The organism is Paenibacillus sp. FSL R7-0331, assembly GCF_000758645.1.
Classification (GTDB): Bacteria; Bacillota; Bacilli; order Paenibacillales; family Paenibacillaceae; genus Paenibacillus_AQ; species Paenibacillus_AQ camerounensis.
Genome location: NZ_CP009284.1, coordinates 6,164,188 through 6,177,756 on the forward strand (window position 1 = coordinate 6,164,188; position 13,569 = coordinate 6,177,756).

The 13,569-nt window shown below is 53.7% G+C and carries 11 protein-coding genes, 1 pseudogene and 1 other annotated feature; of the genes and pseudogenes, 4 read left to right on the forward strand and 8 right to left on the reverse strand.

All coding sequences use genetic code 11. The features are described from left to right. Window positions 1-44: 44 nt before the first annotated feature. The gene (locus R70331_RS26835) at window positions 45-1,310 is read left to right on the forward strand and encodes an MDR family MFS transporter (RefSeq protein ID WP_042180935.1); all 1,266 of its coding nucleotides are present in this window, start codon (window positions 45-47) and stop codon (window positions 1,308-1,310) included. Window positions 1,311-1,566: 256 nt separating this feature from the next. Here the strand turns inward: R70331_RS26835 and R70331_RS26840 are convergent, their stop codons facing one another. Together R70331_RS26840 and R70331_RS26845 are read right to left on the reverse strand one after the other, a co-directional pair. Beyond that, window positions 1,567-1,794, reverse strand: a complete 228-nt coding sequence (locus R70331_RS26840; RefSeq protein WP_042180937.1) for a hypothetical protein — start codon at window positions 1,792-1,794, stop codon at window positions 1,567-1,569. 3 nt (window positions 1,795-1,797) lie between these two features. Beyond that, a complete protein-coding gene (locus R70331_RS26845; protein ID WP_042180939.1) occupies window positions 1,798-2,802 on the reverse strand; it encodes a TIR domain-containing protein in 1,005 nt (334 codons plus the stop codon). Between the two features lie 159 nt (window positions 2,803-2,961). Here R70331_RS26845 and R70331_RS26850 point away from each other — a divergent pair, with 159 nt between their 5' ends. Next, a complete protein-coding gene (locus R70331_RS26850; RefSeq protein ID WP_042180941.1) occupies window positions 2,962-4,089 on the forward strand; it encodes an N-acetylmuramoyl-L-alanine amidase family protein in 1,128 nt (375 codons plus the stop codon). 29 nt (window positions 4,090-4,118) lie between these two features. Here R70331_RS26850 and R70331_RS26855 read toward each other — a convergent pair. The 5 genes and pseudogenes from R70331_RS26855 to R70331_RS26880 form a co-directional block, all read right to left on the reverse strand. Then, a pseudogene (locus tag R70331_RS26855) lies at window positions 4,119-4,226 on the reverse strand (helix-turn-helix domain-containing protein); the annotation flags it as partial. 247 nt (window positions 4,227-4,473) lie between these two features. Further along, window positions 4,474-5,769 carry an Nramp family divalent metal transporter gene (locus R70331_RS26860; RefSeq protein ID WP_042180945.1) on the reverse strand — a complete coding sequence of 432 codons (1,296 nt, stop codon included), beginning with the start codon at window positions 5,767-5,769 and terminating at the stop codon, window positions 4,474-4,476. A gap of 359 nt (window positions 5,770-6,128) precedes the next feature. Then, window positions 6,129-6,332, reverse strand: coding sequence for a DUF2933 domain-containing protein (locus R70331_RS26870; RefSeq protein ID WP_231576364.1), 204 nt, complete (start codon window positions 6,330-6,332; stop codon window positions 6,129-6,131). Between the two features lie 241 nt (window positions 6,333-6,573). Then, window positions 6,574-8,286, reverse strand: coding sequence for a glutamine--tRNA ligase/YqeY domain fusion protein (locus R70331_RS26875; protein ID WP_042180950.1), 1,713 nt, complete (start codon window positions 8,284-8,286; stop codon window positions 6,574-6,576). 88 nt (window positions 8,287-8,374) lie between these two features. Then, window positions 8,375-8,645 (reverse strand) — a binding site (T-box leader). 47 nt (window positions 8,646-8,692) lie between these two features. Continuing rightward, entirely contained in the window at window positions 8,693-10,249 is a 1,557-nt protein-coding gene (locus tag R70331_RS26880) for a tetratricopeptide repeat protein (RefSeq protein ID WP_042180952.1), read from the reverse strand. A gap of 197 nt (window positions 10,250-10,446) precedes the next feature. Between R70331_RS26880 and R70331_RS26885 the strand changes: the two genes are divergently transcribed. Beyond that, window positions 10,447-11,652 carry an oxalate decarboxylase family bicupin gene (locus R70331_RS26885; RefSeq protein ID WP_042180954.1) on the forward strand — a complete coding sequence of 402 codons (1,206 nt, stop codon included), beginning with the start codon at window positions 10,447-10,449 and terminating at the stop codon, window positions 11,650-11,652. Window positions 11,653-11,735: 83 nt separating this feature from the next. Here R70331_RS26885 and R70331_RS26890 read toward each other — a convergent pair whose 3' ends face one another. Beyond that, the gene (locus R70331_RS26890; RefSeq protein ID WP_442950595.1) at window positions 11,736-13,028 is read right to left on the reverse strand and encodes an arsenic transporter; all 1,293 of its coding nucleotides are present in this window, start codon (window positions 13,026-13,028) and stop codon (window positions 11,736-11,738) included. 268 nt (window positions 13,029-13,296) lie between these two features. Between R70331_RS26890 and R70331_RS32390 the strand changes: the two genes are divergently transcribed. After that, window positions 13,297-13,425, forward strand: coding sequence for a hypothetical protein (locus tag R70331_RS32390; RefSeq protein ID WP_269322238.1), 129 nt, complete (start codon window positions 13,297-13,299; stop codon window positions 13,423-13,425). The last annotated feature ends 144 nt before the right edge of the window (window positions 13,426-13,569 follow it).

Below are 13,569 nucleotides of genomic sequence, written 5' to 3' on the forward strand. Positions count from 1 at the left end.
TACACTCGGCACAATGAAAATACAGATTTTGGAGGATAACGACAATGAATCTGCGTGCTGCCTATCAGCTCAACAGCAAAGTATGGAATATTCTCGCCGGCACTCTTTTTACAAGAACCGCCCTGTTCATGAGCGTCCCTTATCTGGCCATTTTTCTGACCGGTCAAAAGCACATCCCGCTCCTGCTCACCAGTCTGATCCTCGCGGTTAATCCGCTGGCAGGGGTAGCCTTCAGCTGGCTTGGGGGCACACTTGCCGACAAACTTCCGCTCCGCAACATCATCCTGTACACCCCCCTTATCTGGGGAACCGTGTTTATCCTGTTTTATTATGCCGGGAGCTTCTGGAGCTTTCTGGTTCTGAATGCCCTGAACGGCCTTTGTTATTCGCTATTTGAGCCCGCCAGCAAAAAAGTGCTGTCCGAAGAATCGCTCCCGGAGCACCGTCTGCTCGTCTTCAACCTGAGGTACACGGCGATTAACGCCGGCTGCTTTGCCGGCCCCTTGCTCAGCCTGCTGTTCAATATGAAAATGTCCCTGTTCCCTTACGTCATCCTCGGTATTATGTACATTCTGTACGGCGCCTCCACGATGTTCTTTTTCCGTAACACCTCCGCTGCCCGGACCTCCGTTCCTGCTCAAGCCAAAAACGTCCGCAGCCTGCAGGCTCTCTCCGCAATCCGTAAAGATCAGGTCTACCTGCTGCTGATTGCAGGCATGAGCTTCTCCTATTTCGGCTATTCGCAGCTGAACGGAACCGTCTCCCAGTATCTGTCGGGCACTGCCCTGCTCACAGACGGTACCCGGCTGTATTCCATCCTGCTGTCGGTCAACGCCGTTGTCATCCTGGCTGCCCAGTTCGCCGTACTACGTCTGATTTCCGGCTGGAATCCGTTCAATGTGGTGCTGCTCAGCAACCTGCTGATCGGACTCAGCTTCCTGTTCTTCCTCTTTCCTCCCGCCTATCTTCCGCTGCTGCTATTCATTGCCGTATTCAGTCTGGGCGAGCTGCTGATCGGTGCGCGGTTTGATGCCCTGGTGGATGAGCTGTCCTCTGCGGATAATAAAGGGCTGTACTTTGGCTGCGCTGAAATGGTGAAGCTTGGCACGATAAGCGGTCCGGTCGCCGGAGGGGGGCTGCTGGGGATCTTCGGATTTCAGGCGGCCTGGCCCGTGTTCGGGCTGCTGGTTATCATTACGCTGGCCGGTACCGGACTGATCCGGGCGGCACGGCTGCGGCACCTAAGTGTACTGAACATGAAAAAGGCCGGTTTTGGTACAGTACCTTTGACGGATAAATCTTTACGGTAGGCTAGTTAGCCGCTCTACTATTCTGTTAACAACGATCCAAACAACATTAAGTTCAACCCCTTAAGCTTTGGAAAAACTCCATTTCATTAGAAGCAATTCGCCCAAATTCGCTGATCATAGCCGGTATAAGTGAACATTTTCCAATTAAATTCCCTCCAAAGCGCTGATTCCGGCAAATTAGGTTGCTTTTTTCCAACAAAAAAAGCCCCCGGATCTCCGGGAGCCTGAACTTACCTGCTGGGTTACAAATCTAAAGTTAAGCGAATGATGGCTTCTTGTTATCGACCTTGCCGCTGACCAGCTTCTTGTACTCCTCATCCCCGCCGTTAACAGACGGCGCGAGATAGACGTAATCGGATGCGGCAGACGGCTTGGCGGTACGGCCGGCATTCTTCCTGCCTTTGCTGCGGCTTGTGCCTGAGCTCCCGCCTGCGGACCGGCGGACAGCGCCTGAAAGACTGACTACACCCTTCATATTCTTCATGCTCTAGTCCCCTCCCACTAAATGATTGACGGTACGGAACAAATCCCGGTTATACGTGACGGTTGCCTTCAGATCCTCAGCCGACAGCCCGTCATTGCCGGAAAAATGTACAGAAAGGACATGCTTGTCACCTAAAGGATAGCATAGGATATAGACCTCCGCAACTTCCGTCCGTTGTAAAAACGTCCATTCCCGGCGTAAAAAAGCATCCATTACCCCCGGACGTTTATCCTGTTCCTCCCCCTCCGGCGCAAACGGATAGACATGCCCGCGGCCCACATTGCCGCCGACCTGCTTCAGGCCCTCCTCCCCGCCGGCCCGCCACAATGCGGCGCCAATCACCCGGCATTGCTCCGGCGGTACGAAGGAGTTACGGATAGCCTCACTGAGCGCCTGATATTTCTCTGCTGCCTCAGGTAAGGCCACATTACTATTATATTGCCAAAAGAAATGAAGGATACTTTCTTTGCGCCTGAGTTCAAGCTTCAGCTGTGCCAATTCCTTGTGCGGGTCGCTATAGGCACCCTGCTCATGAATACTGTCCATAATCTTCCCGCAGCTGACATCCACCGCTGCAACCGGATTGTCGTGCTGATATTCATAATCCAGCAGCGTAAGCCCGGCCAGGTCCGACATAAGATGATATTCCTCCACATCGGTGCCGGGAATGAGATCACTGCGCGGCGATATCTGGTCGGGCAGCAGACAGAATACCCTGCTGCGGCGCAGCCGCGCCCAGAACAGCCCCATCTCAAACTGCGTATTATCCCGGGTCACATAATAGTATTTGCCGCGGATCCGGGCCACATCATCAGGCGAGAAGATAAATACGGCAAAATCACTTTCATCCAGATGCCGCTCCAGCGCATCCATCGTATATTCGCCTGAACGGAAGGCGCTGGCGTACCAGGGGTACACCTGGGCCTCCCGCTTCAGCTGCTCATGTACCGCCCTTGCATAACGGATAGATTCTCTGGAAGATCCAATGAAACATTTTGGTCTGGTCACGGATGATCTCCTTTGTCATTTTCGCAATCTGTAATAATTATACAGTCGTTTAGCGTCTAGGAACAGAGTCTCATTTTCTTAAGATTTTAAATAAAAACCTGTTCCTCTGCCGGTAGAGCGGGTAATATCAGTTTATTACCCCGGGAAACGAGGCTTCATATGATTAAAAGCATACATAAAGCACTACTGCTGGCCGGCCTCTTAACCGGCGCTCTGCTTACGTTCTGCCAGGCGGAAGCTGCGGCCGCTTACACAGCAAAGGTATACGCCAGTTCCCTTACTGTCCGCAGCGAGCCGGCCGCAGGCGCCTCCGCCGTCGGATTCATAAAAAACGGCACTACCGTAACTGTAACCGACGAGCAGCATGGCTGGATGAAGGTCCGCTCCGGTTCAGTAACCGGCTGGGTAGCGGGATACTACCTTAAGAAGGTGGATGGCGGCTCGGCTTCAACGGCAGCCGGCTCCTCAGTATCAACAGTCAAGGCCTCCTCCGGCAGCAGTTCCGCAACTGTAACCGCGGACTCCTTGCGGATCAGAGGCGGTCCGGGAACCGGCTATGCCGTGGTCGGATCGCTGAAGGCCAAGGATAAAGTAACGGTACTGGCCCGCCAGGACGGCTGGGCGCGGATCAAGACAACCGCAGGCGAAATCGGCTGGGTATCGGCGCAGTATCTTTCCGGCGGAGGCTCATCAAGCGGTGTAACCACTGCATCCGCGACAAGTACAAGCTCCAAGGGAGTGAGTAAGATCGGCAGCAAGCTGATCGTTATTGATGCCGGGCATGGGGGCAGCGATCCCGGCATGCTTGGTACCACTTACAATACCATGGAGAAGGACCTGACCCTGCAGACAGCCTTCTACTTAAGGGATTACTTAACCGCTAAGGGTGCAACGGTTCAGATGACAAGGACTACAGCAAGCCAGAAGCCGACGCTTGCCCGCAGGGTGCAGATCGGCCATTCGGCGGATGCGGATGCTTTTGTCAGCATCCATTATAATTCTTCGCCAAAGAATGTGTCGGGAACGCTGACCTTCTTCTATTCGGAATCGGACGATCTGCGGCTGGCCCGGGCGATTGAGAACCGGCTGGGCCAGGGAATCGGGCTCAAGAGCAACGGGCTGTCGTACGGAAATTATCATATTCTGCGCGAGAACAGGGTTCCTGCTGCCCTGGTGGAGCTGGGGTTCCTGAGCAATCCTTACGACGAAGCGATTGTGCGCACCTCCAGCTATCAGAAAAAGGCCGCCAAGGCTATTGCCGAAGGGCTGGCCGATTATTTTAAATAAGCTCCAGATTAATACCGCAAGCAGTGCAGCTACTGCTTGCGGTATTCTCGCGGGGTCAGGCCGGTGGCTTTTTTGAATACCCGGCTGAAATATTTCTCATCCTCATAGCCGACCAGCTCAGAAATCTGCGACAGCCGGTCTCCCCATTCACCGATAACCTGCTCCATCCGCTCCGGATCTCCCGATAACACAGCCACTCCGAGCTTATCCGGCAATGCTTCGAGGACGTAGTCTTTAGCAGATCCACTATCCTCCTGCTGCTGATAAGCTGGATAAAGCAGTGCAGGATATTGTGAAGCAATAGATTATCGGGTTATGTAAAAGCACCTTCAAAACCGCCTTAGCGGAATTGAAGGTGCTCTTTTGTGCCGGTTAAAATTATAATTAGACAAACAGCTCCACGATCAGGAACAGGTTCAATGCGACTACCAGCGCGGAGATCATCCAGCCGAGTATAGTAGTAACTCGATGGTTAACCAGCCCGTGCATAATCTTGCGGTTGCTGGTGAAGATGACCAGCGGAATAAGTGCAAAAGCAATCCCGAATGACAGCACGACCTGGCTCATGACCAGCGCACTGGTAGCATTGATTCCGAAAGCGATGATCACCAGCGGTGGAATAATGGTAATCGCCCGCCGCAGATACAGGTTGATTCGCTTGTTGATGAAGCCCTGCATGACCACATCTCCGGCCATTGTGCCTACAGAGGAGCTGGATAAGCCGGCAATCAGCAGGCCCAGGCCAAAGGCAACCGCCGTAACCGGTCCGGCCAGATGGCTGAATTGCTCGAATGCGACATCCAGATCTTCGACCACCAGCCCGTTTTTGAAGAACAAGGCTGCAGCTACAATGACCATGGCCATATTCACCGCACCGGCAATCACCATCGCAATGACAATATCGATCATTTCCCATTTGAAAATCTGCTTCTTCTGCTTCTCATCTATCCCGACTACCCGGCTCTGGGTCAGCGACGAATGCAGATAAATCGCATGCGGCATAACGGTTGCCCCGAGAATCCCTGCGGCCAGCAGCACGCTGTCTACTCCCTGAAACGCCGGAGTAAAGATCCCCGCGACTACTGCCCCGGCATCCGGCTTCGCCATGATAACCTGAAAGGCAAAGGCTAAGACGACGACCATGACCATCGAGGCAATCCCTGCCTCCAGACTGCGGTAACCGCGCCGCTGCAGCTCAAGTATAGCGAAGGAGCCTACAGCCGTAATCAATGCAGCCGGCAGCATCGGAATGCCGAACAACAGATATAATCCGAGTGCCGCCCCGATAAATTCTGCCAAATCCGTAGCAATAATGACAAGCTCACTTTGAATCCATAAAAAGATAGCTGCCCCCTTCGGAAACTGCTCCCTCGCCACTTCGGGCAGGTTCTTACCCGTTGCAATACCTAGCTTGGCGGATAACGCCTGGATCAGCACAGCCATCAGGTTCGAAGCGGCAATGACCCAGAGGAGCAGATACCCGTATTTCGAGCCGGCGGTAATATTCGTGGCGAAATTCCCCGGGTCCAGGTACGCTACTGAAGCAATAAAAGCAGGGCCCAGGAACGGAAGCAGCCGCTTCAGCCCTTTTACATCCCCGTTTAATACGGCCTGTGCTGTAATTTTGTTCTGTTTAGCCTTTATGATTTCGCGTGTCTCCACTGCTGTCTGTTCAATCATATTGAACCCTCCTTACGCCTGAAAAGTAATCTATACACATGAAATGTTGTCTCAACACCGAAAATTTGTGTTCGTGCACCAAAGTTTCCCTAAGGCAACTTTAACTTTACAATCATTATATTCCTCATAGTGAAAAATGTAAATGTAATTTTCATGGTTCTCCTTCCGTTTGCATACATAAGTACAATTACCGCAATCCGGGGGTTGGCAATCAGCATCCGGCTGTTGTAAAGGGAGATTAGATTCTGCGGGGAGCGGCTGCCGTGAAACCCCGGACATGCAAAAGAGATGGAAACCGGAATTCCCCGTTTTCCATCTCTTTTTTTGCGCTTGCTCCGCTGCCCTGCATATTGTTCCATTTACACTGTCGTATTGTGACGGTCTGCACGCAGCTGTTCCATTTGGGCCTTTAGCCCGCTGAGCTCCTGTTCCAGCTCTTCTATATGCTTGCGCTGCGGGCGTCCGCCGTGACCGCGGTGACCATGGCCTCCGGGCATGCCGAACATCATCAGGATCATCATCAGCGGACAAATCAGGGTTACCAGCCAAGACCAATTCATCATTTTGCCTCCTTCGGGATTCAAGTTGCTGCTTCCCAGTATAGAGGCCTTTTGTGGAGAAAATATGTTGCTGGTGGCGGCAACTAAGTCGATTTCCGCCAGCTAATTTATCCCATATCGTGCTCATGTGATGAATATGGAGTTTTTAGTTGGCATTTTTCTACCTAATTCTCCGCTAGTGGAGCTAAAACGAGAATGAGTTGACGATTCCACTAACTTAAAACACACCCAGTCTCCTCCCCACCTACTTCTTCCCCTTCCACCCGTCCTTCAGCGGTACGATCCGGTTGAAGACCAGGCGCTCACGGCTGCAAAGCTTGTTATCGGCGGTAAAATAGCCGTGGCGGATGAACTGGAATCGCTCCAGCGCCATTGCCTCCAGCACATACGGCTCGACCAGGCAGTGCTCCAAAGTCCGGATGGAATCCGGATTTATAACATCCTCCCAGGCTTCGCTTTCATCCTTCGGCCCTTCGCCAGCCTTCAGCAGCTTCTCATACAAGTTCACTTCAGCAGGCACCGCATGGCTCGCGGATACCCAGTGGATCGTTCCTTTGACCTTCCGGCCGCTCATCGCGCTGCCGCTCCTCGTCTCCGGATCACAGGTGCAGCGCAGCTCGCTGATCTCCCCGGTTACCGGGTCCTTGATCACTTCATTGCATTTGATGATGTACGCACCCTTCAGGCGTACTTCACCGCCAGGAACCAGCCGCCTGAAGCCCGGTACCGGCTGCTCCATAAAGTCAGTGCGTTCAATGTAGAGAATGCTGCTGAAGGGAACCTCTCTTGTTCCCAGCTCTGTATTCTCACTATTGTTATCCAGACTCAGCAGCTCAGTCTCAGGTCCGGTATAGTTGGTGATCACTACCTTGAGCGGTTCAAGCACAGCCATCACGGCTGGCACACCGGCCTTCAGATCCTGTCTCAGCACGTGCTCCAGCAGCGAAAAGTCCACCATTGACTGGCTTCTCACCATCCCGATCTCTGTAACAAACCGCTTGATGCTCTCCGGGGTAAAGCCCCGTCTGCGCAGCCCGCGCAGGGTGGGCAGACGGGGATCATCCCAGCCGTCTACATGACCGCCGGCCACCAGCTGGCGGAGGTATCTTTTGCTGGTAACGACTCCGGTCAGGTTGACTCTGCCGAACTCCCTTTGCCGCGGCGGCTCGGGAATGTCCAGTTCATTCAGCACCCATTCGTACAGCGGCCGGTGGTCCTTGAACTCCAGCGAGCACAGCGAATGGGTTACTCCTTCGATTGCATCCTGGATTGGATGGGCAAAATCATACATCGGATAAATACACCAATCTTCTCCTGTCCGGTAATGCGGCGCATGAATAATTCTATAGAGAACCGGGTCGCGGAGATTGATGTTGGGTGAGCCCATATCGATTTTGGCCCGGAGCACCATTGCTCCATTAGGGTAATCGCCTTGCCGCATTCCGGTAAGCAAGGCCAGATTCTCCTCTACGGGACGGTCACGGTACGGGCTGTTCTTGCCCGGCTGCGTTAATGTGCCCCTGTAGGCGGTAACTTCCTCCGGTGCCAGCTCACAGACGTAGGCTTTTCCCTTGCCGATCAGGGTCACTGCACTTTCATAGATCTGCTCCGAATAATCGGAGCCATAATAAATATGCGCTCCCGGACTACAACCCAGCCACTCCAGATCCTCGGTAATTGCGTTTACGTACTCCATGTCCTCTTTTAACGGATTAGTATCGTCAAAACGCAGGTTAAACGTACCGCCGAATTTACGCGCAAGATCATAATTGGTATGGATGGCAAACGCGCTGCCGATATGAAGATAGCCGTTGGGCTCCGGCGGAAACCGGGTGCAGATTCCCCTGCTGAACACTCCGCTCTCCACGTCCTCCCTAATCAGCTTTTCCATAAAATTCTCGCCGGCAGCTGCCGTATCGTCTAAAGTTGTGCCGGTTGCTGCAGATAGCTCTTTCATTCAAATAACCTCCTGTGGATTGGTACAACTCCGCTTATTGAATTTCTCTGGTCAACAAAAAAGAACCCCACCCCCAAGACGGATTAGTCTTGGGGACGAGATTCTCGCGGTACCACCCCAGGTTCATTAATATGTCGCCATATTAATCTCATCAAGTACGGCATTGTCCGCAGCAGCTGCGGCAGCAAGGCTTATACTCTAGCTCTGTAACAGGAGCTCCTGTCGTACCATCCCGGCTGCTTAAGTTCCGGTACGCCGCTCAGAGGCTTGTTTCAATACAGCGTTCCCTGCCCCTTTTCACCGCCCGGGGCTCTCTGTGAAGGACTGCTCGTATCTACTCTTCTCGTCATCGCGTTTCATTATTGGCTCTAGGATAACAAATCAATCTGCCGCTGTAAAGCTGCTGTCAGCCCTGACTGAGCGCATTCAGCAGATCCAGCGCTTCCTCATGCTCAGGCTCAATAACTAGCGCCTGCCTGGTATATTCCAGCGCCCCCGCATCATCCTCCAGCTCATAGCAGCAGATCGCCAGACAGTACAGCACGGTTACAACCGGCTCCTCATCGCCCTCGGCCAGCGAAAGCTCCAGGTACCGTCGCGATTCCCCGTACTGGTCCATTTCGAATAGCAGCAGGCCGGTGTCCAGCGCCAGATCGTATTTTTGCGGCATCGGATAATATCCGTCCCACATCTTCTGTATTCCCAGCTGAAGGTCGAGCAGTTCTTCTTCATTGGCATCCGGCAGCAGGGCGGAGACCCGCTCCGCGCTCTGGATGAACAGCTCGGCATCATAGCCGCCCAGCCTCCAGAAGGCCAGCATCTGCTGCATGCCCATGGAATCATAGTTGTTATCAATCCATACCTTCATACTGAAAAAATCATCCGGCCCAAACCGCTCCACACTCCGCCGGTAAGCCAGCCGGGTCTGCACATGGGCATCCGGGTCCTTCAGCATCAGCATGCAGACTACGTTCAGATTCTTATAATGATGCGGAGTAGTCAGCGTCTGTGCACCCTTTTGCTCAAAATAATATTGCATGGCATGATAATTCGCTGTCAGTGAGATGCTCCCGTGATGCATCAGCTTCGGCGGCTCAAGGAATTCCCAGTTCACCAGCCGGTGGTCCCCTTTATCTGCAGTCAGCAGTATAAAGCCTTCTCTGGACAGCTTATTCAGCCGCTCCATACAGGACAGCGCCGCCGCAGGGAACAGAATATGCGAATCCTCCAGATGATGCTGATAGAACGAGACAACCTCCTGAAACGGATAGTCTGATTCTTCATAGGCAGCAGCACGGACATAATGATATTCCGGCACGATATCCCTAAGCACTTCAGAAGTAGTCATCGTGTCAGCCTGCTCCGGATACTTCAGGGACACCTCACAGTCGAAAATCTTGGCTTCATCCACATACAGCAGCTCCTGCTGAATGCTGTCAAAGAAATAATTCGCAATCACGAGCAGAGGCTGTGCAAGGTCCCCCGGCCGGATGACCGTTCCGCTGTGCACCAGCTTCAATTCTGTGTCCTCCACGGCATCGAAACGGGCAAAATCAAGAATCCCCTGCTCTACAAAAGGAATCAGCCGCGGATGCTGCTGCCAGCCGGTAATATTCAGGAGCGGGAGATCGCTCATCACATACTTGAACGGCGGAAGCGGTATTCCCGCGTACTCAATCAGCTCACTAAGCTTTTGGAGAGTCTGGAAAGCCAGCCGGCCGGCTCCCGCCCCCAGCTCCAGGATTATAACCGGTTCACTGGTTTCCCCGCGGGCCGCCCGGTCCTGAAGGAAGCCGAGAATCATCTCCGCATATGCCGTTCCGATCATCGGATTGCTGGTAATATATTGCGGAACCTGGTCATTGTTCCAAGCCTGCATGCCAAGCTGTTCATAATAAGAACGCTGCAGCTCCCAGATCGGGGCCTCGCTGAAGCGGTATCGTTGTTGTTCACCTGTTGTCATCTGGTTTCTCGAACCTGCTCTCTGATATTATTGCAGCCTGCTTGCTGCTGCACTATGTTGGTATGCGGGAATATAGCATCCTCCGCAGCCTGCTCCTCCCATCATACATCTCCCCGGCTGCCAATCACAATCATATTTGGTATTTACCGATCATATACAGTAAACATCCATGCCTCGTGATCCGGAAAGGAGCCGTTATGAATTCTGAACAATCTTCCCTGAGCAATACCGGTCCTGTCCCCCAGCCCATCAGAAACGACGGTGCCGGCAATATAGACCTTGGCCCGCGCGATGTGCTGCGTGACCGGGAGAATCCTGATATGTTCGTCCCGCCCGTCACCGATAACGGGCTTATTCCGAACCTGAAATTCTCTTTCTCGGATGCCCACATGCAGCTTAACTACGGCGGCTGGTCCAGAGAAGTTACTGTCCGCGAGCTTCCCGCTGCTACAACACTCGCCGGAGTCAATATGAGCCTGACGCCGGGCGGCGTCCGGGAGCTGCACTGGCATCAGCAGGCGGAATGGTCTTACATGCTGCTGGGAAGCGCTCGGATTACTGCCGTCGATCAGAACGGGCGCAATTTCATTGCCGATGTAGGTCCCGGAGACCTGTGGTATTTTCCCCCGGGCATCCCCCACTCTATCCAGGGCCTTGATAAGGGCTGCGAATTCCTGCTGGTCTTTGACGATGGCAGCTTCTCCGACCTGAACACCCTGTCCATCTCCGACTGGTTCGCCCATACGCCAAAGGAAGTGCTGTCGGCTAACTTCGGCGTTCCTGAGTCTGCTTTTGACTGTATACCGAAGGAACAGGTCTACATTTACCAGGATCAGGTACCCGGAACGCTTGAGCAGCAGCAGGTACAGTCTCCTTACGGCGAAATTCCGCTGAGCTTCAAGCACCGGCTGCTGGCCCAGCCCCCGCTGAAGACACCAGGCGGCAGCGTGCGGATTGTCGACTCGTCCAATTTCCCCGTCTCGCGGAACATTGCTGCGGCACTGGTTGAGATTGAGCCCGGCGCAATGCGCGAGCTGCACTGGCATCCGAACAACGACGAGTGGCAATACTACCTGAGCGGCCAGGGCCGGATGACCGTGTTCGGCGGCAACGGCGCAGCCCGCACCTTCAATTACAGGGCCGGGGATGTCGGCTATGTACCGTTCGCCATGGGGCATTACATCCAGAATACCGGCACAGAGACGCTATGGTTTCTGGAAATGTTCAAGAGTGACCGGTTCGCCGATGTCTCGCTGAACCAGTGGATGGCATTAACCCCGCATGAGCTGGTCAGCAGCAATCTGCATGCCGGAGCCGGGCTGATGGATGCCCTGCGCAAGGTCAAATGGCCTGTTGTGCAGTATCCCGGCTACGGCTACGGCCATGGAACAGGCAAAGACTGAAGCCCATATCAACAAGAGCGGTCCGGACATAGCCTGTCCGGACCGCTTATTTACATATGCACTTATCTTATAGACACCCGGAGCTAGAATAGCTTCAATGTCAGATACAGCCCCAATAAAGTAAGGAATAAGGTCGGTATGGTCAGGACAATCCCGGTTCGGAAATAGGTTCCCCAGGAAATCTTCACGCCCTTGGAGGATAGAACATGCAGCCACAGCAGTGTCGCGAGTGAACCGATCGGTGTAATCTTCGGTCCCAGATCGGAGCCGATGACATTGGCGTACACGAGCGCTTCCTTGATCAGTCCCGCAGTATTCGCCGTATCCACTGCCAAGGCGCCAATCAGCACAGTCGGCAGGTTATTCATAATGGAAGAAATAACGGCAGCCAGGAAGCCCATGCCCATCGTCGCCGTGAACAGCCCGTGCCCGGCCAGCCTGCTGATGATGTCGGCGAGAACGTCGGTCAGCCCGGCATTGCGCAGGCCGTAGACGACCACATACATTCCGATGGAGAAAAAGACAATTGCCCACGGTGCGCCTTTGACCACTTCCATGGTCTTAATCGCCGGACTCCTGCTGGACATCCACAGGAAGAGAAGTGCGATAACACCGGCAACCAGCGAAACCGGAATGCCCAGGAACTCGCTGACAAAATACCCGGCCAGCAGCATGGCCAGCACCGCCCAGGACAGCCGGAACATCCGATGATCCTTAATGGCTTCCCGGGGCTCCCTGACCTGTGTGGCGTCGTAGCGCTTTGGAATGCTTTTGCGGAAATACAGATACAGCACCCCGATGCTGGCTACCAGCGAGAACAGGGTCGGCAGCAGCATCCGTCCGGCGTACTGCATAAAGGTAATGCCGAAGAAATCGGCAGACACGATGTTGACCAGATTGCTGACAATCAGCGGCAGCGAGGTCGTATCGGCGATAAAACCGCTGGCGATGATGAACGGAAATACTTTTTTCTCATCAAAATCTAGCGCTCTCACCATCGCAAGCACAATCGGCGTCAGAATCAGCGCAGCCCCGTCATTGGCAAAAAAGGCCGAAACCACTGCCCCGAGCACAATGACGTAAATGAACATTAGTGTACCGTTGCCGCGGGCCGCCGCTGCCATATGCAGTGCCGCCCACTCAAAAAATCCGATCCTGTCCAGAATAAGTGAGATCAGAATAATGGCTACAAACGCCAGCGTCGCATTCCACACAATCAGCGTTACATCGCGCACATCCGTAAAGCTGACTACCCCGGCGACAAGCGCCAGCAATGAGCCCCCGCAGGCTGACCAGCCAATGGACAAGCCGCGCGGCTGCCAAATGACAAAAAATAATGTAACCACAAAAATAAGGCTGGCTAGAACAACCACAATCCAGCCTCCCGCCCGCTTCGGACAACCATGCTCCTCAACACTCCCTAAGTGAAATTAATCCCATGAATCATTGATATTTCCTTATATGCTATCCTGCGCGCAGGGATTAATCAAGAGGGCAGGGTGAGGATTTCTGCGATTAGATGTGCCGGGTCAGCGGGCTTACGTTTAGCTTGCGGTATTAATTATTTATGGAATGAAGTACTATCCTCGTTCAGCAGCCCATATGATGTATCAGGGAAACAAAAGCAGCTTCCTGGGAGGGGAGATGCCGGTCCGAGAGCCATTCTTCTGTTACAGATTGGAGGATCGGACCATGAGTACAGATCAGCTGATCGCCCTGCTTGCCCTCGTCATTATGATTGTACAGCTTGCCGTAAAGAAGGATAAATCCTGACCGCACGCCAAGAGGCCGGACCGCTCCCGATGTTAGATCTGGGAGCGGTCCGGCTTTGGTGTTGGGGCTGCCGGTGAAGGTTAACCTGTGTGTCTCATTGCAGTGTGCACCACTGGGGCCGGGCCGGGCCAACTCATCGCAGTC